The sequence below is a fragment of the Pseudarthrobacter sp. NIBRBAC000502770 genome (assembly GCF_006517815.1).
GTDB classification, from domain to species: Bacteria; Actinomycetota; Actinomycetes; order Actinomycetales; family Micrococcaceae; genus Arthrobacter; species Arthrobacter niigatensis.
The window spans coordinates 98,057-123,934 of the sequence record NZ_CP041198.1; the positions used below are offsets into that span (position 1 = coordinate 98,057).

Consider the following 25,878-nt stretch of genomic DNA (forward strand, 5'->3'; position numbering starts at 1 on the left):
ACTGCCAGCACAGTGGTGGGATGAATCACACATCTTCCGCTGCAGCGCCGCAGCGCATGGCCGCCCCCGCCCCGGGCGCAGGCCTTTCCGGGTTTCCCCGGCGTTCCGTGATCGCCGTCCTGGTGTGCTGGCTGCTGGTCGTTTTCGACGGCTATGACCTGATCGTCTATGGCACCGTCCAGGGCTCGCTCATCAGCGACACCGGCTGGGGCCTGACCAAGGCCACCGCCGGCACCATCGGCTCGATGGCCTTCATCGGCATGATGATCGGGGCGGTCTTCGCCGGCCGCATGTCCGATACCTGGGGCCGACGGCGCACCATCATCGGCTGCGCCGTCGTCTTCTCCCTCTTCACCATCCTCTGCGCTTTCGCGCCCAACGCCCCGGTCTTCGGCGGCCTGCGGCTCCTGGCAGGCATTGGCCTGGGCGGCCTGGTTCCCTCGGCCAACGCCCTGGTGGCAGAGCTGGTCCCCGAAAAGTGGCGGTCCACCATCGCCACCCTGATGATGTCCGGCGTTCCCATCGGCGGTTCCATCGCCGCCCTCGTCGGCATTCCGCTGATCCCGGCCTTCGGCTGGCCAGTCATGTTCCTGGTGGCCGTCGTCGCCCTGGTGGTGGTTATCCCGCTGGGCATCCGCTACCTGCCGGAGACGCTGGCGCCGGACCACAAGCGCGGAGCCCGGGGCGGTGCCGCCAAGGAAGCCGTCGGATTCGGGTCCCTGCTCCGCGCGCCCTACCTCGGCACCAGCCTGCTGTTCGCCGTCGGCACCCTGGTGACCCTCTTCGCCTGGTACGGGCTGGGCACCTGGCTGCCCAACCTCATGCAGCTGGCAGGCTACAACCTCGGGTCCGCCCTGACGTTCGCCCTGGCCCTCAACCTCGGCGCGGTGGCGGGTTCGGTGCTCACCGCCTGGGCGGGCACCCGGTTCGGCCCCATCCCCACCGCCATCGCGGCAGCGGCCATGGCCGCCGTCGGATTGCTGGTCCTGGTCACCGGGCCGCCCGTCGCCGTCGTCTACCTCATGCTGGTGCTTGCCGGCGTGGGCACGCACGGCACCCAGTGCCTGATCATCGCCGCCGTGGCAAGCCACTACCCGGCACACCTGCGCGGCACCGCCCTTGGCTGGGCGCTTGGCGTGGGCCGGATCGGGGCCGTGGCAGCGCCCCAGGCCGGCGGGCTCCTGCTCGCAGCGGGCCTGGGCGTCAACTCGAACTTCCTGGCATTTGCCGGAGCAGCCGCAGCAGCAGCAGTCCTGCTCGCAGCCGTCGGTACCAAAATCAAGAAATCAACAGCAGTAGGAGTTTCCAATGTCTAACCTCAAAGCGTCCACCGACGTCCTGGTAGTTGGCGGCGGCATGGCCGGACTTGCCGGAGCGCTGGCGCTTCGCGAAAACGGTGCCGATGTCACCCTGGTTGAAGTGGCACCCGCCTTCGGTGAAGTCGGCGCCGGCCTGCAGATGGCGCCCAACGCCTCCCGCGTCCTCAAGCGCTGGGGCCTGCTGGAGAAGGCACTGGAAATCGGCGTCCAGCCCAAGCACCTGGTGTTCCGCGACGCCATCACCGGCGAGGAACTCACCCGCCAGACCCTGGGCGGCGAGTTCGAGGAACGCTACGGCGCCCCTTACGTGGTGATCCACCGCAGCGACCTGCACCGGATCCTGCTCGAAGCCTGCCAGGAAGCCGGCGTCACCCTGGTGAACGACGTCCTGGTGCAGAAGGTGGAGACCGACGGCGACCGGGCCCGCGCCTACACCGCCAAGGGCGAGGTGTTCGAGGCTGACGCCATCCTGGCAGCGGACGGGCTGAAGTCCACCCTGCGCGCCACCGTTGCCAGCGACGGCCCGGTCAACTCCGCCTACGTGGCGTACCGCGGCACCGTGCCCATCACCGAGGAAACCCCTGCGGCGGACCTGGAGGACGTCATCGTCTACCTTGGCCCGAACTGCCACCTGGTCCAGTACCCGCTCCGCAAGGGCCAGCTGCTCAACACCGTGGCAGTGTTCAAGTCCCCGTCGTTCGAGCGCGGCGAAGAGCAGTACGGCGGCGTGGACGAACTCCAGGCAGCCTACAAGGACTGCGTCCCCGCCGTGCAGGAAGCCCTGAAGAACCTGGCCACCGGCATCCGCTGGCCCATGTACGACCGCAACCCGATCGCGACCTGGGTTTCCGGGCGCATGGCACTGATCGGCGATGCCGCCCACCCGATGCTGCAGTACCTGGCCCAGGGCGCCTGCCAGGCGCTGGAGGACGCTGCAGTGCTGCAGGACGCCGCCAGCAACCGCGTCTTCACGGCCGAAGGCATCGACGCCGGTGCGTGGGAGGACGCCTTCCGCGAGTTCAACGAAACCCGCGCAGCCCGCACCGCCCGCGTCCAGCGCACCGCCCGTATCTGGGGCGAGTCCTGGCACGTGGACGGCGTGGCACGCGTCCTGCGGAACATGCTGTTCAAGAGCCGCGGCGACAACAACTTCCAGTACAACGACTGGCTGTACGGCCGCAACGAGCCCGGTGCCCCGGCTGAGGTTCCGGCCGGAGCAAAGCTGGTGGAAGCCTAAGCACCGCCAGCCAAGGCGGGCGTACGACGGCGGGTGGCCCCCGGCGTCGTACGCCCGCCTTCTTGGATGGAAGGGAAGGTGCCGGAATAGATCCATACAGTTGAATGTTCAACCAATATGGACTTTGGCATTTTTACTTTTGGCGAACTGTCGCGCAACGGACAAACCGGGCTGGCCCAGTCGCCGCACCAGCGGCTGGAAGAGATCATTGGGCTGGCCAAGCTGGCCGACCAGGCGGGCATCAGCTTCCTGGGCCTGGGCGAGCACCACCGCAGCGACTTCGCCTTGTCCGCCCCCGAAATGGTGCTGGCCGCAGTTGCCCGCGAGACCACCAACCTGAGGCTGGGCACTGCCGTCACTGTGCTCTCCACCCAGGACCCGGTGCGGCTCTTCGAACAGTTCGCCACCCTGGACCTCATATCCGGCGGCCGCGCCGAGATCATCGCCGGGCGCGGAGCGTTCATCGAGTCGTACCCGCTGTTCGGCTACGATACCGCGGATTACGACGCCCTCTTCGACGAAAAGCTGCGCATGCTGCTGGAGCTGCGGGACAACGCCACCCTGGAGTGGCAGGGAACATTGACCCAAAGCATCCCCGGCATGGACATTGCCCCCCGGCCGCTGCAGGAAAAGCTTCCCGTCTGGGTGGGGGTGGGCGGGACGCCGGCGAGTTTCGCCCGTGCCGGACGCCTGGGCCTGCCGTTGTTTGTTGCACTGCTGTCCGGACCCGAGCGGTTCCGCCGCCTGGTGGAGCTGTACCGGCACACCGCGGCCGAGGCCGGGCATGACGCCTCCGCCCTTCAGGTGGGTGCCGGCGGCCACTTCTACGTGGCGCCCACCTCCCAGCAGGCACGCGATACCTTCTATCCCTATTACCGGGCCTATTTCGAACAGAACATGCCCCGGCCGGTGGACCACTTCCCGCGCTCAACCTTCGATGACTGGTCCGAACCCGGCGGCGGCCTGCTGGTGGGGAGCCCGCAGCAGGTGGTGGAGAAGATCCTGGCCATCCACGAGGCGCTGGGAACCAGCCGGTACATGGCCCAGATCGGACTGGGCGGGCTGCCGTTTGCCGAGAAGGCGCGTTCCATCGAGCTGCTCGCCACCGAGATCATGCCCGCCGTCAACCGGGAAATCGGGGCCCCGGCCACTGCCTGACCCAAGCCATTTCCACCACCAACACCGAGGAAAAGATATGCACGCACCGTTCGCCGAACCCACCGTCGCCTGGCAGAGCCCCGACGATCCCAACCGCCCGCTCGTGGTGCTGCTGCACGGGCGCGGATCGGATGAATCAGGAATCATCGGGCTGGCCAACCACCTTCCCGCAGGCCCCTCCTACGCGGCCGTCCGGGCACCGATCCCGGCAGGGGGCGGGTTCGCCTGGTTCGCGAACCGGGGGACGGGGCGGCCCGTGGCCGAGTCCCTGGCCCAGACAATGGAATGGTTCAGGACGTGGCTGGAGCCGATCGCCCCGGAAGGCCGGCCGGTGATCCTGGTTGGCTTCAGTGGCGGTGCGGCGTTCGCGGGCGGGTTGCTGCTGGCTGATCCGCAGCGTTTTGCGGGCACGGCCATCCTTTACGGGACGCTGCCGTTCGACGCAGGCGTCCCGACGTCCCCGGACCGGCTTGCCGGCGCCCCGGTGTTCCTGGCCCACGGTGAAGCCGACACCGTCATCCCGGCCGACCTGCTGGGCCGCACCTGGGACTACCTCCTGGGGGCCTCCGGTGCGGACACCCACGCCCGCAAGGACCCGGGCGGGCACGCCCTCACCGCGGAAACTGCCGCCGGGCTTGGTGCGTGGATCTCCGAACGGGCCTAGCTTGCGCTGCCCTGGTCAGCCTTCGTCGCAGAGCAGGTGGTACCAGCTGTCCGCCAGCACTTCCAGGGCGTGCTCGCGGTTTGGCTCCATCTTGCGGCGGGTCCACAGCGTCGCCACGTAGTCCAGCTGCGTGAAGGCCAGGGTGCCGCGGATGTGGCGGGTTTCCCCGGCGAAGCGTCCGGCGAGCTGACCGCACCACCGAGGGCAACCCCTACCATCCGCACACCCGCGCGGTTCCGGTGGAGCCGGGGAGGATCGAGGAATACGTGGTCCGCCTCTACCCGTTCGCTAACACCTTCAACCCGGGGCACCGCCTGGTAGTGGAGCTGTCCAACGGCGAGCCGCTCGCCGACGAACACAACTCGCTGCTCCCGCCTGACGCCTTCCACCTCCCGGTGGGCGGGCCGGTCACACACAAGATCTACCGCGACGCGCACCACCAGTCCCGCCTGGTCCTGCCGTTTACCGTGGACTGATCAGGCAGGCGCCGGACCCGTTGACTCCCTGACAGTCAGGTGGGTGGGCATGACGGCGAGCTGCCGGCTGGCACTTCCAGACAGCGGGTTGAGCTGTGCCAGCAGCATGGACACCGCCACCCTGCCCGCCTGCTCGATGGGGCTGGAAATGGTGGTCAGTGGGGGATTGCAGAAGTCCGCGCCGAAAATGTCATCGGACCCGACGATGCTTATGTCCTCCGGAACCCGAATGCCCCGTGCTTTGAACCGCTGGAGCATGCCAATGGCAAGCAGGTCATTAAAGACGATGCAGGCTGTTGCCCCCGTCCTGACTGCAGCATCAGCGGCAGCAGCCCCCGACGTCGTCTTCGGGGTGTAGGGGCCGATCCGGTGGATCTCCATGCCGCGCTTAGTGGCGTCCTCTTCGAAAACCTTCCACCGCATCTGGTTGGACCAGGAGGTGGGCGGTCCGGCCACATAGCAGACTTTGTGGTGGCCCAGCGAGGCCAGGTGCTCAAGGGCCTGGATGATGGCCGAGGGTGTATCGATCATCACCGTCGGTGCGCTGGTGGACGCGCGGTTGAACGTCACCAGGGGCTGCGACTGCGAGACCTCCGCAAGCTGGGCGTCCGTCAGGCGTGAGGCGGCAAGGATGAAGCCGTCCGCGGACTTGCGCATCTTGTGCAGGGCATCGAGTTCCATCTCGCTGGACTCCTCGGTGTCCACCAGGAGCTGGGTGACCCCGGCCGCCTTGAGCTGGTGCTGGGTGCCGCGGATGATGTCGAAATAGAACGGGTTGGTGATGTCGGGTACCAGGACGGCCACCGCATTGGTTCGTCCGGAACTGAGGCCGCGGGCCTGGGAGCTGGGCACGTAATTGAGCTCCGCGGCCGCTTCCTCGATCCGGGCCCGGGTCCGCGGGTTGACCCGGTCGGGCCGCGCGAGGGCCCGCGACACGGTGGAGGTGGCCACCCCGGCGAGTTCCGCCACGTCCCGGATGGTGGGTGGGCGGTCCCGCCGGGCGCCTGCGTCAAGGCTTGCCGGGACTGACGACGCCGTGGTTGCTGGGTCTGCCATCGCTGGGCCTTTCTCGCGGACCGGGATAAGACCGGCCATCTGGGGTTTCCAAGGCTACGCGTTCCCGGAATCCTGTTGAACTCAATCTGAGCATTTATGGCAACTTTTGGCAACCGCTTGCCAGTCGCGTTGCCATCTTCCTAGACTGACTCTCGAGTCGCCTGCAGTGATCTCCGCCACAGGACGGATGTGGCCATGCGGGTGTCCTAGAGGAGAAAACAATGAGGTTTAAATCGACTACTGGGCTTGCGGCGATAGTCACGGCTGCCGCGCTCGCCTTGACCGGGTGTGGATCGAGCTCCGGCAACGGGGGCGGCTCAACCAGCTCGGACGGCAAAGTGGACGGCACCGGGAAGACGCTGAGCGTCCTGGTGAACGTTTCCAGCCAATACCCGGAACAGCAGAAGCAGTGGCAGTCCGATATTGCCGCGAAGTTCAAGGCCGAGACCGGCGCCGACGTGAAGTTCGAAACCTTCGCTTCGGCCAACGATGAACTCACGCGCATCCAAACGTCCGTGGTCTCGGGCCAGGGCCCGGACGTCTACAGCCTCGGAACCACGTTCACCCCCACGGCATATGCCACCAAGGCCTTCGTGACCCTCTCCGACGACGACTGGAAGAAGGTGGGCGGCAAGGACCGCTTCAACCCGGCAACCCTGGGAATTTCCGGACCGGACAAGGACCACCTTGCCGGCATCCCGTTCGTCAGCCGGCCGTTCGTCATGGCGTACAACAAGGACCTGCTGGCTGCGGCGGGCATCGACAAACCTGCCACCAACTGGGATGACCTGGCTGCCCAGGCGAAGAAGATGACCAAGGACGGCACCTACGGCATCGCCACGGGATACAAGGACAGCTTTGATCCCTGGAAGTTCATCTGGGCCATGTCCGTCCAGGCAGGCAACCCGCTGGTGGACGGCAACAAGCTGAAAATGGACGACCCCACGGTCAAGAAGGCCTACGAAACGTACTTCGGCTGGCTCACCAACGACAAAGTGGTTGACCCCGCATCCATTGGCTGGAGCAATAGCAACGCCGTGGCCGCCTTTGCCAGCGGCAAGGCCGGGTACCTGATGATGACCACGTCCAGCTCGATTCCCACCCTGGACAAGTCAACCGTCGCCGGCAAGTACGAGTACGCCCTGATGCCTACGATCGCTCCGGGCCAGACCCAGTCCAAGTCCGACGGCGACGCCGCCAGCATCCTGTCCGGCGACAACCTGGTGGTGGCCGATTACTCCAAGCAGAAGGACCTGGCCTTCGCCTACATCAAGCTGATCACCTCCAAGGACGAACAGCTGAACTACCAGAAGGTCTTCGGCGACCTCCCGGCCAACGCGGAGGCCCTCGCCACCCTGACCGATGCCAAGCTCAAGCCGCTGGCCGATGCCGCCGCCAAGTCCAAGGCCACCCCGTTCACGGGCGCCTGGGGCGACATCCAGCTGGGCCTGCTCAACGTCACTGTCCAGTCGATCCCGGACCTGGCCGCCGGCAAGGTGGACGAATCCGCGCTCGACTCCCGAATCAAAGATGCCCAAAACAAGGGCCAGGCTTCCCTGGACCGGGCCTCCAAAGGATAAGTTCTGATGTCAACCGACGCCTCCCATGAAGTACGGCCTGCGGTGGAATCCGCCGCAGGCCGGGCGCCCCGGGCCGCCAATGACGCCGGGCAGCAGCCCGGCCCCAGAGACGGCCTGCGGCGCAAGGGCCTGAGCGAGCGGAACCGCCCGCTCTGGATGCTTATCCCCGGCGGGGTCCTGATGATCATCATCATCGTGGTACCGCTGCTGCTGGGCATTTACATGTCCATCCTCAACCTGGACCAGTACACTCTGCGGAAGTGGGTCAGTGCACCAATCATCGGAGCCGAAAACTTCGTTGAAGCCGTCACGAACTCGCCGCTGCTGCATGCCGTGTGGCTCAGCGTCAGCTACTCGCTGCTTGCCATGGTGGTGACCCTGCCGCTGGGCATTGCCGCTGCCGTGGCAACCCAGAACGCCTTCAAGGGCCGCGCCCTGATCCGTTCGGTGTTCCTCATCCCGTATGTCCTGCCGTCCTTCGTGGTGGCAACCGTCTGGCGGACCATGCTCCAGCCCGGCGGCATCGTGGACGAAGCCCTGGCCACCGTGGGAATCCACGTGGGACTCTGGCTCAACGGGCCGCAAACGTTCTGGACACTGGTACTGGTCCAGATCTGGGCTTCCTGGCCGTTCATCTACCTGCTGGCGTTGTCCGGCCTGCAGTCCGTGGACCACGAGGTGCACGAGGCCTCAGCCCTGGACGGGGCGTTGTGGTGGAACAAGCTCCGCTACGTGATCTTCCCGTACCTGAAGGGACCGCTGGCCTTGGCTTTCCTGATCGGAATGCTGCACCACATCAACAACTTCACCCTTCCGTTCGTGCTGTTCGGCGTCCCGGCTCCGTCGGACGTGGAAGTCCTCCCCATCCTGACCTACGTCACCAGCTTCCAGAGCTTCCGCTTTGGCCTGAGTGCTGCGATGGCCTTCATCTCCCTGGTGCTCATCGCCATCCCGCTGTTCGTCTACCTCCGCGCCGTGAAGCTTGACGACGCCGACACCCCAGGAGCGAAGAAATGAGCGCCACGACAGCTGCTCGGCAGGGTGCGCCAACAGCTGGAATCGACCGTCCGGGCTCGCACCGGCAGCACGAAGTGCTGAGGCTCCTTCCCAGCCCCCTGCTGGTCATCATCCTGATCTTCCTCGGCTCCCTGGTCCTGGTTCCGGTGCTCTACATCTTCCTGGCATCGGTGAACTCGGACATCGGGGTTGCCAACGGCGAGTTCTGGCCGTCGTCGGTGACGTTCGAGAACTACTCGAAGATCTGGACCAGCGTGGGCCTTGCCACCGGCCTGACCAACAGTGTCCTGGTGGCCGGATCAACCGCCGTGGTATCGGCGGCCTTGTCCGTGTCCACCGCGTTCGTCCTGGTCCGGTACAGCTTCCGTGGCAGGCTCAGCATCCTGCGCGGCCTGCTGGCACTGCAGTCCGTCCCGGGAACCCTGATGGTGCTGCCGGTGTTCGTGCTCTTTTCCTCGGCGGCAACCTACCTCGGCATCCAGGTGATCGGAACCCAGTGGGGCCTGTTCGTGACGTACCTGACCTTCGCCATGCCGTTCTCCACCTGGGTGATGGTCACCTACCTCCGCGGGCTCCCCAAGGAGCTGGAGGAAGCAGCCAAGATCGACGGCGCGTCCAACCTCGGCGTCCTCTTCCGCATCGTCCTGCCCCTGAGCTGGCCCGGCATCGTCGTCTCCGGCATCTTCGCTTTCCTGCTCGGCTGGAACGACGTGCTGTTCGCCTCGGTGATGACGCGCCCCGAAAGCCAGACCGCCGCCGTCGCCCTGCAAATCTTTGGGGCCTCGCAGGAAGGCGGCGCCATTCCCTACTACGGCCAGATGATGGCCGCAGCCCTGGTGTGTGCAGCACCGGTGGTCATTCTCTACCTGATTTTCCAGCGTTACCTAGTAGGCGGGCTGACCGCCGGAGGAGTTAAATAACCATGGTTTCGACCACCCAGGTCACGTGGCAGCTGTCAGGCTTCGGCGACGAAATCGACGACGACCCCGCAGTCCAGATAGCCGTGCTGCAGGCCCTCGGCGCCAACCACATCGAGGTCCGCAGCGCATGGGGAACCAACATCGTGGACCTCAGCGACGGGCAGCTGCAGGCACTTGCCGCCCTCCTGGCAGATAAAGGCATGAAGGTCTCGGCCATTGCCTCGCCCATTGGAAAGGTGGACGTCAGCCTCCCGGTGGAGCATGAGGTGGAGCGGCTGCGCCGGGCAGTCAATGCAGCCAGGGTGCTGGACGCGAAGTACATCCGCATCTTCTCCTTCTACTACGGCGAGTCAGTCCAGGTGGACAGCATCCGGGATGACGTCATGGAACGTATGCGGGCCCTGGCCGATGTCGCTGAGGAAGCCGGCGTGATCCTCCTGCACGAAAACGAAAAAGACATCTTTGGGGACGTCCCGGACCGTGTGCTGGACATCATCGAGACCGTGGACTCACCAGCCCTGAAAGTGGCCTGGGACGCCGCCAACTTCGTCCAGGTGGGCGTCAAGCCCTTCGACGAGGGATACGCAAAGCTGCGGCCGCACCTGGAATACCTCCAGGTCAAGGATGCCCTCTTCGCCAACGGCCACGTGGTGCCTGCCGGCGAAGGAGACGGGGACGTCCTGAAGACCGTGGAGGCGCTCAAAGCCGACGGCTACGAAGGCTTCGCTTCCCTTGAGCCGCACCTGGCAGGTGCCCACGGCCTGGGCGGATTCTCCGGCCCCACGGCCTTCGGCATCGCAGCACGCGCCTTCGCCAAAGTCACCGCAGAAGCAGGAGTCCAGACCGCATGAGCACCTTGAACGCAGCCATCACCGGGTGCGGCGTCATTGGCCGCACCCACGCCGTAGCCCTCCGCGAATTCCCGGAAGTCCGCATTGTCGCCCTCATCGATGCCATCCCGGCAGCCGCCGAAGCACTCGCAGACTTCATCGAACAGCAGGGCGGTACACGGCCGGCCCTGTACACCACCCAGGCCGAGGCCTTCGCCAACGAAGACATCCACCTCGTGGCACTGGCGACTCCCAGTGGCCTGCACATCCAGCAAAGCCTCGAGGTGCTGGCGGCAGGCAAGCACGTGGTCATCGAAAAGCCCCTCGACGTGGACCTCAGCCGGGCCCAGGAAATCGAGGCAGCCGCGAAGGAAGCAGCCGGCAAGGGCATCGTTGCCTCGGTCATCAGCCAGCACCGGTTCGACCAGTCCAGCGTCGCTGTGTCCAGCGCCATCGCCGATGGCCGCTTCGGCAAGCTGACCTCCGCCATCGCCTCTGTGGCGTGGTGGCGCAGCCAGGGCTACTACGACTCCGGCGACTGGCGCGGCACGTGGGCGATGGACGGCGGGGGCGCCCTCATGAACCAGGGCGTGCACACCGTGGACCTGCTCCTGTGGTTCATGGGGCGGCCGGTGGAAATCTTCGCGCACACCGCCCGCCTCGCCCACGAACGCATCGAAGTGGAGGACACGGCAGTAGCCACCGTGACGTTCGAGAACGGCGGCCTGGCTGTCCTTCACGCCACCACTGCCGCCTACCCGGGATTGACCGTGCGCGTGCAGCTCATGGGCTCCGAGGGCTCGGCCGTGGTGGACAACGACCGGCTGGAGTACTTCCACAGCAGGGCCGCAGGCGGTGCCTCGGCGGACATGGGACTCCAGGGCGGCGGCAACCAGGCGGAGGAAGAACTGGCCAAGTACCCCGAGGAAGACTACAAAGCAGCCGATCCCACCGTGTACCCGGCCGGCCACGTCCGTCAGTACCGGGACATCCTGGCCGCCATCGCCGGTGGGAAACAGCCCGGCGTCACCGTCAGCGACGCCGTCAATGCCCTGGCCGCGGTGCGTTCGGTGTACGTCTCGGCCACCCTCGGCCAGCCCGTCCTCTTCGAGGATGTCCTGGCAGGCAAGTACAACGACCTCGAAGTCCGCACCGGCACCGCGGCAGAAAGCGCCTGACACCATGAAGTTCTCAGTATTTACCGCATCAACCCCCGAGTGGACCCCCGAAGAGGCCGTCCAGCAGCTCGCCGGCCAGGGCTGGGACGGCGTCGAATGGCGCATCACGGACCAGGGCGACGCCCCCGAGCCCGGCTTCTGGGCCGGGAACAAAGCCACCGTGCCGCTGGCCGGAATGGAAGACCACCTGGACCGGATCGCCGCCATTACCAGCGACGCCGGCCTGGAGTTCTCCGGCATCGGCGGGTACGCGCGGTGCGACAACCACGGTGATGTGGACCGCATGCTCGCCGCAACCGCCAAGCTCGGAGCCGGCCAGGTGCGGGTGACCACGCCGCCGCTCGGGACCGCAGCCTGGGGTAACGAACCGGCCAGCGGCACCCCGTACCCGGAACTCTTCGCCGCTGCCCGCCGCGATTTCGAATGGATTGCCGAGCGGGCGGCGCACCACGGGGTGAAGGCGCTCGTGGAGCTGCACCACCGCACCATCACCGCATCGGCATCATCGGCGCTGCGGCTCCTGGACGGCCTGGACCCCCGGCACGTCGGCGTCATCCATGACCTGGGCAACCTGCTGATCGAAGGGCAGGAGGACTACCTCCCCGCCTTCGAACTCCTGGGCGACTACCTGGCGCACGTACACGTGAAGAACGCGGTGTGGGTGGACAGCGGCGAGACCGACGAATCAGGGGCAGCCATTTTCAGGAACGAGTGGGCGCCCCTGCGCGCGGGCCAGGGCAGCGTCCTGCAGTACTTCAAGGCGCTCGCCGCCTTCGGGTACGACGGCTGGGTGACCGTTGAGGACTTTTCCACTGAGCTGCCGCTGGCCGAACGAACCGCCGGGAACCTCGAGTACCTCCGCGCCACGGCCGCCCTGGCTGGGCTCAATGTCGCAGCCGGGAGGCGTTGAGCCATGGCGCAGACCATAGCGGACCACCCGGACCGGCTCCTGCCCGCCGATCCCGGGGTCCGGGACATTGCCCGCGCGCTCTTCTCCCGGGTGGAAGGGCTCCCCATCATCTCCCCGCACGGGCACGTCGACGCCGCGGTCATCGAACAAAACACCCCGTTCCCGGACCCGGCCGCACTCCTGGTCACTCCGGACCACTACGTCACCCGCCTGATCCACGCCGGCGGGGTGACCATGGACCAGCTGGGCCTGGGCAACCAGCCGGCAGACTCGCGGCAGGTGTGGCGGCACTTCTGTGAAGCATGGCCCGCCTTCGAGGGAACCGCCTCCGGGTACTGGATCCGCCAGGAGTTCGCCCACGTCTTCGGCCTGGCCGAGGAACCGTCCGGCCAGAACGCGGACCAACTCTACGATGCCCTGCAAGCCAAATTGTCCGAGCCCGGTTTCCGGCCACGGGAACTGTTCAAGGAATTCAACATCGAGGTGCTCGCCACCACGGATGATCCACTGGACTCACTGGACAGCCACGCCGCCCTGCAGGCGGACCCCGCCTTTGCAGGCCGCGTGCTGCCCACCTTCCGGCCGGACCAGTACCTGAACATGGCACATCCGGCCTGGCAGGAGAACGTGGAACGCCTTCTCGGCGCTGCGGGGGAGGGTGCCACCGGCTACGCCGGGTACATCAAGGCACTTGAGTCGCGGCGGCGGCACTTCGTGGAGCGCGGCGCCGTCTCCGCCGACCACGGCGTCTTCACCCCTGCCACCCTGAAACTGGACGACGGCGAGGCGGAGCGGCTTTTCGAGCGGGGCCGGGCCGGCCAGGCCAGTACTGCGGACCGGGACGCCTTCGAAGCGCACATGATCTACCAAATGGCCCGGATGTCGGTGGAGGACGGCCTGGTGATGACCATCCACCCGGGCTCGTTCCGCAACCACCACGCACCCACATTCGAGGCTTTTGGCGCCGACACCGGCCATGACATTCCGGTGGCGGTCAATTACACGGAGGCGGTGCGGCCGCTGCTGCAGGACTTCGGGACCGCCAAGGACTTCCACCTGGTGCTGTTCACCCTTGACGAGACCGTCTTCTCCCGTGAACTCGCGCCGCTGGCCGGATTCTACCCATCGGTGTACCTCGGTGCGCCGTGGTGGTTCCTGGATGCCCCGGATGCGATGCTGCGGTTCCGCTCGGCGGTGACGGAGACGGCTGGCTTCTCGCGGTCCTCCGGGTTCATCGATGACACCCGCGCCTTCTGCTCCATTCCGGCCCGGCATGACACCGCCCGGCGAATCGAGGCGTCCTTCCTGGCCAGGCTGGTTGCTGAACACCGGGTCACCGAGGAACGGGCGCATGAACTGATCGTGGACATCGTGGACGCGTCACCCCGGCGGGTGTTCAAGCTGTGAACGCCGCGCCGCCGGCACTCAACCGCAGCCTGAAGCCGCTGCCCAAGCCTCCGGTGCGCATCGTGCACCTTGGGCTGGGGGCGTTCCACCGCTCCCACCAGGCTTGGTATACCCAGCACGCCCCGGACGCGGCGGAGTGGGGGATCGCGGCGTTCACGGGCCGCCGCCCCGACGCCGCGGCAGCGCTGTCCCGCCAGGACTGCCTCTACACGCTGGTGGAACGGTCGGCCGGCGGGGACAGCTTCGAAGTCATCGGCAGCATTGTGGAAGCGGTGGACGGCGCCAACACCGCACGGCTCTGCGAGCTTGTCGCGGCGAAGGAGACGGCGGTGGTCACGCTGACCATCACCGAGGCGGCCTACGGGCTGGCCGCGGATGGAACGTTCGACGCCGGCACTCCAGGCGCCGCGGATGACCTCCGGGCGCTGTCGGCAGCAGCGTCCGGGGAGGCCGGAGTGCCCGGCACGCCGCTGGGGCGCCTGGTGTTGGCCCTTGCCAGGCGCCGGGACAGCGGCTCAGGACCCATCGCCGTCGTCAGCTGCGACAACTTGTCCGCAAACGGTGAAGTTGCCCGCCGGGCCGTCCTGGGACTGGCCTCCGGATGGGGTTCCGGGCTGGCCGGGTGGATCGAGGCGAACGTCAGCTTTGTCAGCACGTCCGTGGACAGGATTACGCCGCGGACCACCGAGGCGGACATCGCAGAGGTGGAAGAGCAATGCGGTTACAGCGACAATTCGCCGGTGGTGGCTGAACCTTTCCGGAACTGGGTACTCAGCGGGGACTTCCCGGCCGGGCGTCCCCGCTGGGAGGAGGCCGGCGCCGTCGTGGTCGGTGACATCGAGCCCTATGAGAACCGGAAGCTGTGGCTCCTCAACGGCTCGCATTCCATCCTTGCCTACGCGGGACAGCTCCGCGGGCATGCCACCGTGGCGGACGCCCTGGCAGACCCCCTCTGCCGGAAAGCCGTGGAGGACTTCTGGGACGAGGCAGCCCACCACCTGCAGGGGGAAGGACTGGACATCCCGACGTACCGCCGGGCCCTGCTGGAACGCTTCGGAAACGCGCGCATCGCCCACCGGCTCGCACAGATCGCGACAGATGCCACCACCAAGCTGCGCATGCGGGCGGTACCCGTGATGGCGGCGGAACGGGCCGACGGCCGCAGTGGCGCAGGCAGCGCTTTGATGCTTGCCGCCTGGATTGACTACGTCACCGCGGGAAACGACTTCCAGGATCCGCTCGCCGCCGAAATCCAGGCTGCTGTGGCACTTGACGGAACCAATCGGGTGCAGGGTTTGCTTCGCCTCGTCAGCGCTGCCCTCGCAGAGGACCCTGACGTCGTCGCCCTTGTTTCCCGGCTGCTCGGATCCTTCGCAACGACCCCGGCCGCCACCCCTGCAAGTACCTGAAACCCGCTTTTACTTCCGGAAGGAACAGTTAGTCCCATGAAAATCATTGCCGCCGATGTGTTCGTTACCAGCCCCACCCGAAACTTCGTGACCCTCCGGATCACCACGGACGACGGCGTGACGGGCATCGGCGACGCCACCCTGAACGGCCGCGAGCTCGCCGTCGCCGCCTACCTGAAGGAGCACGTCGCGCAGCTGCTCATCGGTAAGGACCCGCACCGGATCGAGGACACCTGGCAGTTCCTGTACCGGAGCGCCTACTGGCGTCGTGGCCCGGTCACCATGGCGGCCATCGCCGCCGTGGACATGGCGCTTTGGGATATCAAGGGCAAGGTTGCCGGGCTTCCCGTGTACCAGCTGCTGGGCGGGGCGTCCCGGAACGGGCTGCGCGCCTATGGCCACGCGTCCGGTTCGGACATCGAGTCGCTGTTCGATTCCGTACGGGAACACCTGGAACTCGGCTACAAATCCATCCGGATCCAGACCGCCATCCCGGGGATCAAAGCCGTCTACGGCGTGGCTGCCCAAGCGCAGGCGTCGGGGGAACGGTATGACTACGAGCCCGCCGGCCGGGGAGCATTCCCGCAGGAAGAGGACTGGGACACCCGCGCCTACCTGCGGCACCTGCCCACGGTCTTCGAGGCTGTCCGTAACGAGTTCGGCCCCGAGATCCCGCTGCTGCATGACGGACACCACCGGATGACGCCCATCCAGGCCGCGAAACTGGGCAAGGCACTGGAGCCCTACGACCTGTTCTGGCTTGAGGACTGCACCCCGGCGGAGAACCAGGAAGGCCTGCGCCTGGTCCGCCAGCACACCACCACACCGCTGGCGATCGGTGAAATCTTCAACACCGTGTTCGACTTCCAGACGCTGATCAAGGAACAGCTGATCGACTACGTCCGGGCCGCGTCCACGCACTTCGGCGGGATCAGCCCCCTGAAGAAGGTCATGGACTTCGCCGCGCAGTACCAGATCAAGTCCGGCTTCCACGGACCCACCGACATCTCCCCGGTGGGGTTCGCGGCGCAGCTGCACGTGGGCCTGGCGATCCACAACTACGGCATCCAGGAATACATGCAGCACTCGGACAAGACCAACGAGGTCTTCGAGCAGTCCATGACCTTCGTGGACGGATACCTGCACCCCGGCGACAAGCCCGGCATCGGCGTCGAATTCAACGAAGAAGCCGCCGCAGCTTACCCCTACCAGCAGGCCTACCTGCCCTACAACCGCCTGGTCGACGGCACGGTGCATGACTGGTGAGGCCGGCCACGACTGGTAAGGAAAGCACCCGATGAACAAGATCCGAATCGTCGTGATGGGCGTTTCCGGCTGCGGCAAGACCACCATCGGCGATCTCGTCGCCCGCGAACTGGGCATCCCGTTCCTGGACGGCGATTCCCTCCACCCAGTGGAAAACGTCGCCAAGATGGCGGCCGGTACTCCGCTGACCGACGAGGACCGCTGGCCCTGGCTCGCAACCGTGGGTGCCGAGCTTGCCAAGGCAGGCGACGGCGGACTGGTCCTCGCCTGTTCGGCCCTTCGCCGCAGCTACCGCGATGCCATCAGGGAACAGGCTCCGGACACCATTTTCCTGCACCTGAATGGCAGCAAAGAGGTCTTGAAGGCCCGGACGGAAGGCCGCACCGGACACTTCATGCCTCCCGCGCTGTTGGACTCACAGCTGGCCACCCTGGAACCGCTGCAGGAGGATGAACGCGGGGTCGTTGTGGACATCGCCGCGCCGGTTCCGGACGTGGTGGCCCAGGCACTCAAGGGGATCTCCGCCGTCGTACCTTCCCCCAAGGGAACCCATGGCACTGCTTCCCTGCAGTTCGACGTCGACCTTGCCGCCGCGCCGTTCAATCTCGACGCCGACGCCATCGCCTGGGTGGAGGCCACCCTGGGTGCCATGACGCTCGAGGAAAAGATCGGGCAGCTGTTCATCAACCACAACAACGATTACTCACCCGAGTACCTCGACGGCGTGCTGGATACGTACCACGTGGGCGGCATGCGATACCGTCCGGGACCTTCCGCGGCCGTGCAGGAACACATCCGGTACGCCCAGTCCAGGTCCAGGATTCCGCTGCTGGTTGCGTCCAACCCGGAGATGGGCGGTGCAGGCAGCTGCGACGACGGCACTTTCGTCTCGACGCACCTCCAGGCCGGCTCGCACCCGGACAAGAATATTGCCCGGCAAATGGGGCAGGTGGCCGGGGTGGAGACCGCGGCGTTGGGCTGCAACTGGGCTTTCGCGCCGATCGTGGACATCCACTACAACTGGCGGAACACCGTTATTTCCACGCGTTCTTTCGGCAACACCCCGGAAATCGTGGTGGAACGCGCCAAAGAATACTTCGACGGCATCAGCGAATCACCCACGGCCTGCGCCATGAAGCACTTCCCGGGCGACGGAATCGACGAGCGCGACCAGCACGTGGTCACCTCCTACAACACCCTCCCCTATGAGGAATGGGACCGGACCTACGGGCACGTGTACCGGGAAATGATCGGCCACGGCGTCCAGTCCATCATGGTGGGCCACATTGGAGCGCCGGAAGTTTCGCGGCACTTCCGGCCCGGCCTGCCCGACGCGGAGATCCTGCCGGCCACGCTCTCACCCGAACTGCTGCAGGACCTGCTGCGCGGGGAACTAGGCTTCAACGGGCTGGTCCTCACGGATGCCTCGCAGATGGTGGGCCTCACGCAGGCGAAGAAACGCAGGGACCTGGTGCCTGCCACGATCGCCGCCGGCTGCGACATGTTCCTCTTCTTCCGGAACCCGGCCGAGGACTTCCAGTACATGCTGGACGGCTACAAGTCGGGCGTCATCACCGAGCAGCGGCTGCACGACGCCCTGCGGCGCATACTCGGCCTGAAGGCGTCGCTGGGCCTGCACCTCAAGCCTGTTGACCAGCTGGTGCCGCCGGCCGGGGCGCTTGCCGTCATTGGATCTGCTGCGCACCGTTCGGTGGCTGCGGAGATCGCGGACAAGACCGTGACCCTGGTCAAGGACACCGCGGGAAACCTGCCCATCACTCCGCAGACCCATCCCAGGATCCGCCTGTACGGAATCTCAGGCGGGTCCGATTTCACCCGCGCCGACCCGCTGGCCTACCTGGAGGTGGTCAAGGAGGAACTCGAGGTTGCCGGATTCGAGGTGTCCTTGTTCCGGACGGCTGAACAGCGCGAAGCGGCGGGGGAGACCGGGGTGAACTTCATGTCCATCATCTCCGAAGAGGCTACGGGGGATTACGCGGAGAAGTACGATGCTGCTTTTGTCTTTGCCAACGTCAAGGGCTTCGCGCAGGAGGCAGCCATCCGGATCAAGTGGTCATCGCCAATGGCGGCGGAAATTCCCTGGTACGTCACGGAGGTGCCCACCGTGTTCGTCTCCCTCAATCAGCCGAACCACCTGATCGACGTACCCATGGTCAAGACAGCCATCCACGCGCACGCCGGGACACGGGAAGCGATCCGGGCTGCCGTGGAGAAGATCCAGGGGAAGTCCGAGTTCCACGGGACGTTCAACGAGAACGTGTTCTGCGGGTCCTTCGACACCCGGCTGTAGGGGCTTTGGACTCTGGGGGCCTCGGGGTGTCGGTTTGTAGCCTCGAGGCATCCCTGGAACCAAGAGGAGGAGTGCCATGGGCGGCACAGCGGCGGGTCTCGGTGTCCGTTCCGGTCCACAATCCGGGCCTGGCCCCCAGCGACGCCGGCTTCGCGGTTTCCTTGCGGCCGCCGTCGCAACCGGTCTGTCCACGCATGGTCTCTTGCCGCGGGTCCTGCGGACATGGGGTGCCACCGGGCCTGAAAAGACTGCGCCGCTTCCAGGCGACGAACTGATTCCCGACGCCGACGACGTCTGGACCATGGCGGTTACCGTCGCCGCACGCCCTGGCCAGGTCTGGCCATGGCTCGTGCAGATGGGGGTGGACCGTGCGGGCCTGTACTCCTACACCTGGGTGGAGAACGGGTTGCTCCGCCTGGGCGTTAGCAATGCGGACCGGGTGCATCCCGAGTGGCAGGACCTGAAGGTGGGAGACATCATCGCCTTCACACCTGTTGGTTACCCGGGCGGGCGGCGCGGGCCGCGTGTAGTGGACCTGGCTCAGGACCGCCACCTCGTCCTGGATTCCAGCCCGGGTGCCCCGCCCGGAACAGTGACCGGTACGTGGCAGTTCGTGCTGCACGACGCCGGCCCTTCAGGTACCAGGCTGCTGCTTCGGACGCTGACGGGCCCCGGGCGGCCACTCGGTCTTCGCGTGACGGACTTCCTGCTCCGGCCCGGCTACCTTGTCATGGACCGTGCCATGCTGCTTGGCGTCAAAAAGCGCGCCGAGGGCGGGGCACTAAGGAATCCGTCGCCGTCGACACTGCTCTGACCTCAGCAGGCCCTCAAGGCTCTGCCTGCGTGGCCCTGCCTGGCATCCCGGTTGGGGCGGCCTGCTCCGATAGCCAATGCAATGCCTCGCTCCGGTCGGTGAAGTAGGCCGTGGGAGTCAGCGACCGCTGGGAAAACGCGGCCACCACTTTGCCCGTGGGTCCGTCCCCGACCAGGGCGACGGCGGAAAACCCGCGGTAGGCGTTCATGCCGGCCCTGGCCTCCGGCGTCAGCCCGGCAACTCCCGCGAGATCCACCAGAACGGGCAGCATCAGGCCAACGCTGAGGCCTTCCAGGACCCGGGCAGCACGTACCGCAAGGTCGTACGTTATGTGGACGCCGGGGTTCCACTCCAACTGCAGCACGCCCCTATCGCAAGAGGCAGCAAAGTATTCGTTCATTCCCGTCCTGGATTCTCATTCAGCGCTTGTCTTCCGGACACCTGACTCCTTGGGCTTATTCTGCCTGATGGCTGCGACAATCGGTTGACCAGCGGTTATACCTGAGGCGTGAGCTGCACCGTCCGCTTCGCTGATGTGTAGTGAAGGCCTCCAGGCGTCCTGACCCTGGGCCGATCGTCCGGGGTTCCTTCCAGAACGCCCACGTCGGCTATTGGGCGGCAGTGGCCTTCCAAGGCAGGGGGCCGACGCGCAGTTGGGACAGGCCCGACGACGGTCCCCTGGCAGCACGCTGCGGCCAATACATCGTCTTGGGGAGGTTTTCAACGCATCGGGCCCACATGGGAAGATGTCGGCCTGAGCCGCTCAAGCACGTGGGCGGCACAACGTCGATATGTGGAGGTCATGTGCGCGCGATTGTCTTGGATGAGATAGCTGGGCCGCTGGCCGTCCGGGAGGTTGGAGAACCTGAGGTGCCGGTGGGCGGCGTCGTCATCAGCGTCGTTGCCACGGGGCTTTGCCGCAGCGACTGGCATGCTTGGGCCGGTCACGACGACATAGCGCTGCCGCACGTCCCGGGACACGAGTTCGCCGGAGTCGTTGCCAGTGTCGGCCCGGGAGTGACGAAGTGGACGGCCGGCGACCGCGTCACCGCGCCCTTCGTGGAAGGATGTGGCGGCTGCGAGTGGTGCCTCGCCGGCAATGCGCAGGTTTGCCCGCAGCAGCAACAGCCAGGCTTTACTCACTGGGGTTCCTTCGCCGAGCAGGTGGTAATCCACGCTGCCGACACCAACCTTGTGGCAGTTCCCGACGGGGTCAGCTTCGAGGCTGCCGCCAGCCTGGGCTGCCGGTTTGCCACCGCTTACCGGGCTCTGACCGGACGGGCCGGCCTCAACGCCGATGAATGGGTTACCGTCATCGGGGCAGGCGGCGTGGGGCTCAGCACCGTCATGATCGCCAAGGCCCTCGGCGGCAATGTGATCGCTGTTGACCGGAACCCGGCCGCCCTTGAGGTGGCTGCGCGCCTCGGCGCGGACCATGTCCTAACTGCAGCCGGTTCAGACATTCCAGCCCAGGTGCACGCACTCACGGGAGGGGGCCATGTCTCAGTCGACGCCGTCGGCAGCGAGCAGACGTGCGCCGACGCACTCCTGAGCCTGCGCCGCCGGGGCCGGCACGTCCAGATCGGGCTCCTGCCGCCGGTGGAAGGCCACCCCCGTGTGCCCATGGCGCGCGTGATCGCCTGGGAACTGGACGTCTTTGGAAGCCACGGGATGGCCGCCGCGGACTATCCCGGAATGCTCGCCTTGATTGAGTCGGGGGCACTTGAACCCCAGAAGTTGATCGAACGCGTCATTGGGATGGACGAAGCTGCCGAAATGCTGCCCCGGCTGGACACCGCGAAGCTCGCGGGCATGACGATGATCGATCCGACGCGCTGACGCATTCGGCGCGGACACCGGGCGGTAGGTCACGTTGCAGCGCCATCGGGGCACCTCCCGGAATGAAGAAAGGCCCTGCTTCTCTTTTGCAAGTGAAGCAGGGCCTTTCTACGTGGCGGTGACGGTGGGATTTGAACCCACGTTGGCTTTTACACCAAACAACATTTCGAGTGTTGCACCTTCGGCCGCTCGGACACGTCACCAACCTCAATAGGGTACCGGAGCAAGGCCTGCATCCCCAAAACGTGCGCACACCCAGCCAGTGCTCCGGCCCCCGTATTGATTGTCGTACCCCCTTGTCATGATGGGTTTATGGGGAAATCGGCGGTGGTGAGGGCGTTTGGGGAGATCCGGGCTGCCCTTGCTGTGCTGAATGCTGAGGTGGACGGGGCTGGTTTGGAGCCGTTTTCTGCGGCTGATCCGTTGGCTGGTGTGGCGGCTGGGTGCCTGGACATTCTGGCCGGTGCCCGGGAGGTGGAGGCCGGGTTCGCTGGCCTGAAGGCCAGGGCTGCGGTTGGGTATGCGGAGAGCGCCGACGTGGTTGCGGGGCCGGATGTGCCGGTGCGTGCGCGGGAGATGGCGGTCGCGGCGGAGATCGGGTGCGTGCTGGCCCTGGGTCCGCGCGCCGCGTCGTCGTTCCTGGCTGCTTCCTATGCGGTGACTGCCTTGTTGCCGCTGACCTTGTCGGCGTTGCAGGCCGGGGTGATCTCCTGGGGCCACGCGGTGGTGATGGCGGACGAGACGGCGTGCCTGGATGCTGCGGGGGCGGCGGCGTTGGAAGCCCATTTCCTGGACCCGGGCGCCGCGGACCCGGCGCGGGGCTGCCCGGTGGGTGCGTTGCCGGCGCACCGGTTCAAGGCCAAGGCCCGGACCTGGCGGGAACGCCACCACGCCGAGAGCATCGAGGCACGCCACGCCAAGGGGGTGTCGGAGCGGCGGGTGGAGTTCCGGGCGGACCAGGACGGGATGGCCTGGCTCTCCGCGTGCCTTCCCGCGGACCAGGCCCTGGCGGGGTGGAACCGGCTCACCGCGACCGCCCGGGGCCTGCAGGGCCCCGGCGAGGGCAGGACCCTGACCCAGCTCCGGGCCGACACCTTCGCCGACGCGATCCTCACCAACGGCACCGGCGCCAGCGACACCCGTGCAAGCGGCAGCGGCAGTTTGACCGAGGGTGCGAGTGGCAGCTCCACCGGGGGTGTGGGTGCTGTCCGGGACCGTGTGCCGTCGCCGGTCCGGGCGCAGGTGCTGGTGACGGTTCCGGTGTTCTCGCTGCTGGGCCTGGTCGATGAGCCGGCGGTGCTGGACGGCTACGGTCCCATTCCGCCGTCCATGGCACGGGAGCTGGTGGCCTCCGGGGCGGGGTCGTTTTACCGGGTGTTGGTGGACCCGCGGGACGGGGCCCCGTTGGAGATCGGCCGGACGAGTTACCGGGTGACAGGTCCGATGCGGGCGTGGTTGCGGATGCGGGACGGGAAGTGTCCGTTCCCGGGGTGCAGCAACAACTCCCTGGACAACGATGCCGATCACATCCTCGCCTGGGCCAAGGGCGGCACCACCGGAATCAGCAACCTGGGACAGCCCTGCCCGAAGCACCACAAACTCCGACACGCCACGGGCTGGAAACCCACCCCCGCCACCAAGAACGAACCACCCGGCTGGACCTCACCCACAGGCCGCCACTACCAAAGCGAACACCAAGACTGGGAACCACCACGATGGCCTCCGGGATGGTCCTCTGGATTTTTTAAAGGTGAAAGGTACCTGTCACGTGGGCAAAACATGACAGACGAAGAAATGGTGCCTAAAGAACTGCGCGTCGCCAGAGAGCGAAGCGTCCTCGAGGAAGCGCTCCTCAAGCACCTTGTCTCTTGACGCGATCAACCCGCCACGCGTCGTCGGACTTTCCCCGCCGACGCGCGTCCGGATAGATTCGTCAGCAAGATGACAAATTCACAGACTCCGATCCACGCCACCGCATACTGGACCACTGCAAAGGAGCATGGCGAGCTCAGGGCCGAGGACGTGCCCGCCCCGGGACCCGGTGAAGCGCTGGTCCGTGCCCTCTACTCCGGCATCAGCAAGGGCACCGAAATGGTGGTCCATGCCGGGGCAGTGCCACCGCGGGTCGCGGAGGAAATGCGGGCCCCGCACCAGGAAGGCCAGTTTCCCGGGCCCGTGAAATTCGGCTACTTGTCGGTGGGAGTCGTGGAGGACGGGCCCGAAGGGTGGAAGGGCCAGCGCGTGTTTTGCCTGAACCCCCACCAGGACCTCTACGTTGTCCCGGTGGAGTCCCTGACCAGGATTCCCGACGACGTTCCCTCCCGGCGGGCGGTCCTCACGGGAACGGTGGAAACGGCGGTCAACGCCCTGTGGGAAGCCGGGCCAAGGCTGGGGGACAGGATCGCCGTCGTCGGTGCCGGGTTGGTGGGCGGAATGGTGGCCACGCTCCTGCGCACTTTCCCGCTGCAACGCCTGCAGCTTGTGGACCTGGACGCGGGGAGGAAGCAGCTCGCGGACGCCCTCGGGGTGGACTTCGCACACCCCGACGAAGCCCTCGCCGACTGCGACATCGTGTTCCACTGCTCGGCTTCGCAGGAGGGACTGGAACGCAGCCTGCAGCTGGTCGGCGATGAGGGTGACGTGATCGAAATGTCCTGGTACGCCAACCGGGTAGTCACTGTGCCTCTGGGGGAGGACTTCCACGCCCGGCGCCTGTCCATCAGGGCCAGCCAGGTTGGTGCCGTGGCACGCGCCCGGCGCCACCGCCGCACCAATGCCGACCGCCTGGACCTGGCAGTGTCGCTGCTCAAGGACCCCGTCTTCGACGCATTCCTGACAGGTTCGTCCCGGTTCGAAGACCTGCCCGGCGTCGTCCAAAGCCTGGCGGACGGCACCTTGGAAGCCTTGTGCCACGTCGTCGAATACCCCGCCACCAGCCCAGCTGCCCACGACTCCGAAACCTTGAGGTAACCCATGTTCAGCCTGACCGTCCGCCGCCACTTCATGATCGCCCACAGCCTTCCGCGTAAAGCCTTCGGACCTGCACAGGGACTCCATGGGGCCACTTTCGTGGCCGAGGTGACCTTCCGCCGCCGCGCCCTGAACGATGATGCGATCGTCCTGGATATCGGTGCCGCCGGAACCATCATCGAGGAAGTACTCGCCGACCTGAACTACAAAAACCTGGACGAGCACCCGGATTTCGACGGCAAGCTCAGCACCACGGAGGCGCTGGCCGAGTACATTGCCAATAAAGTCGCCACCCGGATCAAGGACAGCGACGACGGCCGCGAACTCGCAGGCCTCGACGTCACGCTGCGCGAGAATCCGGACGCGTGGGCCGCCTATTCCCTGGACTTCACCGCCTGACCGTGCGGCACATCCGGCTGCTGGTCCCCGGCAACATCCGCCACAGCTCGGGCGGCAACGTCTACAACGCGCGCCTGGTTGCCGCCCTCCAGGCCTTGGGTGCAGGGGTTGAGGTCATTGCCGTGGAGGGCAGCTGGCCGGATGCCGGCGCACACGATCGACGCCGGTTGGGCGCCCTCCTCGGGGCGTGGGACCCGGAAACACATCCCGGGCAGCCTGTGGCGATCGTGGATGGACTGGTGGCCGTCGGCGCTCCGGACGAACTGGAATTCGCTGCGAAGGCCGGCCGGCAAACCTGGGTCCTGGTGCATATGCCTGTGCCGGAAGATGCAGGCGGCCGGGCCCTTGTACGTGAGGCCAGGGCTTTGCGCGCCGCAACCGGCGTCATCTGCACCAGCACGTCGGCGGCAAACGAGCTCCGCAAACGGGGGCTCCCGCAAGCGCGGGTTGTCCTGCCCGGAGTTGTCCCGGCAGCCCAGGCCTGCGGTTCAACGCCCCCGCACCTGGCCCTGGTGGCCGCCTTGCTGCCCAACAAGGACCAGCTGCTGGCCGTGGAAGCACTCGCCCAAATCCAGGACCTGCCATGGACGGCGTCCCTGGTGGGATCCGACCGCGCCGACCAAGCCTACGCGCAGGAAATCCGGGCCGCCGTCCTCGCCCACGGATTGCAGGAACGGGTCCGGCTCACCGGCGAGCTGACCGGTGAAACACTGGAAGCTGAATGGGCGCGGACCGACCTCAGCCTGTTGCTGTCCCGGGCGGAGGCATTCGGAATGGTGGTCACCGAGTCCCTGGCCCACGGCATCCCCGTCGTTGTCCGGGAAGGGACAGGGGCAGTGGAGGCCCTGGGCCTGGCAGAATTAACAGCGGCCGACGGCGGCCCCCGCCTTCCCGGGGCAGTGCTGCGGCTGCCGGCCGGGGGACAGGAAAGTCCCGGACTGCTGGCAGGGGTCCTGCGGCGGTGGCTTGGGGACGCCGCTCTCCGCGAAAGCTGGCGCGCAGCAGCGCTGGAGGCGCGGACGATGCTGCCGGGCTGGAGCAGTACCGCCCGGGAAGTGCTGGCCCTGCTGGGGGCCCGGGACTGACAGCGGGACCGGGCCGACTGCGGACCAGGGCTG

22 protein-coding genes, 1 tRNA gene and 1 pseudogene are annotated in these 25,878 nt (G+C 66.6%); 21 read left to right on the forward strand and 3 right to left on the reverse strand.

Features of this window, described 5'->3' with window-relative positions; genetic code table 11:
- The first annotated feature begins 20 nt into the window (after window positions 1–20).
- From NIBR502770_RS00910 to NIBR502770_RS00935, 5 genes and pseudogenes are all read left to right on the forward strand, one after another.
- Window positions 21–1,316: an aromatic acid/H+ symport family MFS transporter gene (locus NIBR502770_RS00910; RefSeq protein ID WP_210418898.1), complete on the forward strand. Its 1,296-nt coding sequence runs from the start codon at window positions 21–23 to the stop codon at window positions 1,314–1,316.
- Window positions 1,309–2,556, forward strand: a complete 1,248-nt coding sequence (locus tag NIBR502770_RS00915; protein ID WP_141180737.1) for an FAD-dependent oxidoreductase — start codon at window positions 1,309–1,311, stop codon at window positions 2,554–2,556. The genes NIBR502770_RS00910 and NIBR502770_RS00915 overlap by 8 nt, the downstream gene beginning before the upstream one ends.
- 117 nt (window positions 2,557–2,673) lie before the next feature.
- A complete protein-coding gene (locus tag NIBR502770_RS00920) occupies window positions 2,674–3,714 on the forward strand; it encodes an LLM class flavin-dependent oxidoreductase (RefSeq protein ID WP_141180738.1) in 1,041 nt (346 codons plus the stop codon).
- A gap of 37 nt (window positions 3,715–3,751) precedes the next feature.
- Window positions 3,752–4,378, forward strand: coding sequence for an alpha/beta hydrolase (locus tag NIBR502770_RS00925; RefSeq protein WP_141158156.1), 627 nt, complete (start codon window positions 3,752–3,754; stop codon window positions 4,376–4,378).
- Between the two features lie 233 nt (window positions 4,379–4,611).
- A pseudogene (locus tag NIBR502770_RS00935) lies at window positions 4,612–4,854 on the forward strand (CocE/NonD family hydrolase C-terminal non-catalytic domain-containing protein); the annotation flags it as partial.
- Here NIBR502770_RS00935 and NIBR502770_RS00940 read toward each other — a convergent pair.
- On the reverse strand, window positions 4,855–5,910 hold the full coding sequence (locus NIBR502770_RS00940) for a LacI family DNA-binding transcriptional regulator (protein ID WP_246839777.1): 1,056 nt from the start codon (window positions 5,908–5,910) through the stop codon (window positions 4,855–4,857).
- A gap of 221 nt (window positions 5,911–6,131) precedes the next feature.
- Between NIBR502770_RS00940 and NIBR502770_RS00945 the strand changes: the two genes are divergently transcribed.
- From NIBR502770_RS00945 to NIBR502770_RS00995, 11 genes are all read left to right on the forward strand, one after another.
- Complete coding sequence (locus NIBR502770_RS00945; protein ID WP_210418899.1) at window positions 6,132–7,490, forward strand: ABC transporter substrate-binding protein; 1,359 nt, start codon at window positions 6,132–6,134, stop codon at window positions 7,488–7,490.
- Window positions 7,491–7,496: 6 nt separating this feature from the next.
- Window positions 7,497–8,507, forward strand: a complete 1,011-nt coding sequence (locus tag NIBR502770_RS00950) for a carbohydrate ABC transporter permease (protein WP_141180739.1) — start codon at window positions 7,497–7,499, stop codon at window positions 8,505–8,507.
- Window positions 8,504–9,427 carry a carbohydrate ABC transporter permease gene (locus NIBR502770_RS00955; RefSeq protein ID WP_141158154.1) on the forward strand — a complete coding sequence of 308 codons (924 nt, stop codon included), beginning with the start codon at window positions 8,504–8,506 and terminating at the stop codon, window positions 9,425–9,427. Before NIBR502770_RS00950 ends, NIBR502770_RS00955 begins: the two co-directional genes overlap by 4 nt.
- A gap of 2 nt (window positions 9,428–9,429) precedes the next feature.
- Window positions 9,430–10,278, forward strand: coding sequence for a sugar phosphate isomerase/epimerase (locus NIBR502770_RS00960; protein ID WP_141158153.1), 849 nt, complete (start codon window positions 9,430–9,432; stop codon window positions 10,276–10,278).
- Window positions 10,275–11,435, forward strand: a complete 1,161-nt coding sequence (locus NIBR502770_RS00965) for a Gfo/Idh/MocA family protein (RefSeq protein WP_141180740.1) — start codon at window positions 10,275–10,277, stop codon at window positions 11,433–11,435. Before NIBR502770_RS00960 ends, NIBR502770_RS00965 begins: the two co-directional genes overlap by 4 nt.
- A 4-nt stretch (window positions 11,436–11,439) precedes the next feature.
- Entirely contained in the window at window positions 11,440–12,345 is a 906-nt protein-coding gene (locus NIBR502770_RS00970; protein ID WP_141180741.1) for a sugar phosphate isomerase/epimerase, read from the forward strand.
- 3 nt (window positions 12,346–12,348) lie between these two features.
- A complete protein-coding gene (uxaC, locus tag NIBR502770_RS00975; RefSeq protein ID WP_141158150.1) occupies window positions 12,349–13,752 on the forward strand; it encodes a glucuronate isomerase in 1,404 nt (467 codons plus the stop codon).
- Complete coding sequence (locus NIBR502770_RS00980; RefSeq protein ID WP_141180742.1) at window positions 13,749–15,161, forward strand: mannitol dehydrogenase family protein; 1,413 nt, start codon at window positions 13,749–13,751, stop codon at window positions 15,159–15,161. The genes uxaC and NIBR502770_RS00980 overlap by 4 nt, the downstream gene beginning before the upstream one ends.
- A 36-nt stretch (window positions 15,162–15,197) precedes the next feature.
- Window positions 15,198–16,427, forward strand: coding sequence for a D-mannonate dehydratase ManD (gene manD / locus NIBR502770_RS00985; RefSeq protein WP_141180743.1), 1,230 nt, complete (start codon window positions 15,198–15,200; stop codon window positions 16,425–16,427).
- A gap of 31 nt (window positions 16,428–16,458) precedes the next feature.
- A complete protein-coding gene (locus tag NIBR502770_RS00990) occupies window positions 16,459–18,738 on the forward strand; it encodes a gluconokinase, GntK/IdnK-type (protein WP_141180744.1) in 2,280 nt (759 codons plus the stop codon).
- Window positions 18,739–18,814: 76 nt separating this feature from the next.
- Complete coding sequence (locus tag NIBR502770_RS00995; protein WP_141180745.1) at window positions 18,815–19,552, forward strand: hypothetical protein; 738 nt, start codon at window positions 18,815–18,817, stop codon at window positions 19,550–19,552.
- A gap of 13 nt (window positions 19,553–19,565) precedes the next feature.
- Here NIBR502770_RS00995 and NIBR502770_RS01000 read toward each other — a convergent pair whose 3' ends face one another.
- A complete protein-coding gene (locus NIBR502770_RS01000; RefSeq protein WP_141180746.1) occupies window positions 19,566–19,916 on the reverse strand; it encodes an STAS/SEC14 domain-containing protein in 351 nt (116 codons plus the stop codon).
- A gap of 440 nt (window positions 19,917–20,356) precedes the next feature.
- On the opposite strand from NIBR502770_RS01000, the gene NIBR502770_RS01005 reads away from it, so the two are divergent.
- On the forward strand, window positions 20,357–21,391 hold the full coding sequence (locus tag NIBR502770_RS01005) for a zinc-dependent alcohol dehydrogenase family protein (protein WP_141180747.1): 1,035 nt from the start codon (window positions 20,357–20,359) through the stop codon (window positions 21,389–21,391).
- 113 nt (window positions 21,392–21,504) lie between these two features.
- On the opposite strand, the gene NIBR502770_RS01010 is transcribed toward NIBR502770_RS01005, so the two are convergent.
- Window positions 21,505–21,594, reverse strand: a tRNA-Ser gene (locus NIBR502770_RS01010).
- 109 nt (window positions 21,595–21,703) lie between these two features.
- On the opposite strand from NIBR502770_RS01010, the gene NIBR502770_RS01015 reads away from it, so the two are divergent.
- From NIBR502770_RS01015 to NIBR502770_RS01030, 4 genes are all read left to right on the forward strand, one after another.
- A complete protein-coding gene (locus NIBR502770_RS01015) occupies window positions 21,704–23,263 on the forward strand; it encodes an HNH endonuclease signature motif containing protein (protein WP_141180748.1) in 1,560 nt (519 codons plus the stop codon).
- A gap of 69 nt (window positions 23,264–23,332) precedes the next feature.
- Window positions 23,333–24,361 carry a zinc-binding alcohol dehydrogenase gene (locus NIBR502770_RS01020; RefSeq protein ID WP_141180749.1) on the forward strand — a complete coding sequence of 343 codons (1,029 nt, stop codon included), beginning with the start codon at window positions 23,333–23,335 and terminating at the stop codon, window positions 24,359–24,361.
- A 3-nt stretch (window positions 24,362–24,364) separates the two neighbouring features.
- Window positions 24,365–24,760, forward strand: a complete 396-nt coding sequence (locus NIBR502770_RS01025) for a 6-carboxytetrahydropterin synthase (RefSeq protein ID WP_141158141.1) — start codon at window positions 24,365–24,367, stop codon at window positions 24,758–24,760.
- A gap of 2 nt (window positions 24,761–24,762) precedes the next feature.
- Entirely contained in the window at window positions 24,763–25,845 is a 1,083-nt protein-coding gene (locus tag NIBR502770_RS01030) for a glycosyltransferase family 4 protein (RefSeq protein WP_141183262.1), read from the forward strand.
- The last annotated feature ends 33 nt before the right edge of the window (window positions 25,846–25,878 follow it).

Bases quoted from the DNA above. Each gene is read 5' to 3' on its own strand.
- NIBR502770_RS00965 (WP_141180740.1), top strand. From the start codon at position 10,275: ATGAGCACCTTGAACGCAGCCATCACCGGGTGCGGCGTCATTGGCCGC.
- NIBR502770_RS01025 (WP_141158141.1), top strand. From the start codon at position 24,365: ATGTTCAGCCTGACCGTCCGCCGCCACTTCATGATCGCCCACAGCCTT.
- uxaC (WP_141158150.1), top strand. From the start codon at position 12,349: ATGGCGCAGACCATAGCGGACCACCCGGACCGGCTCCTGCCCGCCGAT.
- NIBR502770_RS00915 (WP_141180737.1), top strand. From the start codon at position 1,309: ATGTCTAACCTCAAAGCGTCCACCGACGTCCTGGTAGTTGGCGGCGGC.
- NIBR502770_RS01020 (WP_141180749.1), top strand. From the start codon at position 23,333: ATGACAAATTCACAGACTCCGATCCACGCCACCGCATACTGGACCACT.
- manD (WP_141180743.1), top strand. From the start codon at position 15,198: ATGAAAATCATTGCCGCCGATGTGTTCGTTACCAGCCCCACCCGAAAC.
- NIBR502770_RS00940 (WP_246839777.1), bottom strand. From the start codon at position 5,910: ATGGCAGACCCAGCAACCACGGCGTCGTCAGTCCCGGCAAGCCTTGAC.
- NIBR502770_RS00970 (WP_141180741.1), top strand. From the start codon at position 11,440: ATGAAGTTCTCAGTATTTACCGCATCAACCCCCGAGTGGACCCCCGAA.
- NIBR502770_RS00960 (WP_141158153.1), top strand. From the start codon at position 9,430: ATGGTTTCGACCACCCAGGTCACGTGGCAGCTGTCAGGCTTCGGCGAC.
- NIBR502770_RS00920 (WP_141180738.1), top strand. From the start codon at position 2,674: ATGGACTTTGGCATTTTTACTTTTGGCGAACTGTCGCGCAACGGACAA.
- NIBR502770_RS00995 (WP_141180745.1), top strand. From the start codon at position 18,815: ATGGGCGGCACAGCGGCGGGTCTCGGTGTCCGTTCCGGTCCACAATCC.
- NIBR502770_RS00950 (WP_141180739.1), top strand. From the start codon at position 7,497: ATGTCAACCGACGCCTCCCATGAAGTACGGCCTGCGGTGGAATCCGCC.
- NIBR502770_RS00910 (WP_210418898.1), top strand. From the start codon at position 21: ATGAATCACACATCTTCCGCTGCAGCGCCGCAGCGCATGGCCGCCCCC.
- NIBR502770_RS00990 (WP_141180744.1), top strand. From the start codon at position 16,459: ATGAACAAGATCCGAATCGTCGTGATGGGCGTTTCCGGCTGCGGCAAG.
- NIBR502770_RS00955 (WP_141158154.1), top strand. From the start codon at position 8,504: ATGAGCGCCACGACAGCTGCTCGGCAGGGTGCGCCAACAGCTGGAATC.
- NIBR502770_RS01015 (WP_141180748.1), top strand. From the start codon at position 21,704: ATGGGGAAATCGGCGGTGGTGAGGGCGTTTGGGGAGATCCGGGCTGCC.
- NIBR502770_RS00945 (WP_210418899.1), top strand. From the start codon at position 6,132: ATGAGGTTTAAATCGACTACTGGGCTTGCGGCGATAGTCACGGCTGCC.
- NIBR502770_RS00925 (WP_141158156.1), top strand. From the start codon at position 3,752: ATGCACGCACCGTTCGCCGAACCCACCGTCGCCTGGCAGAGCCCCGAC.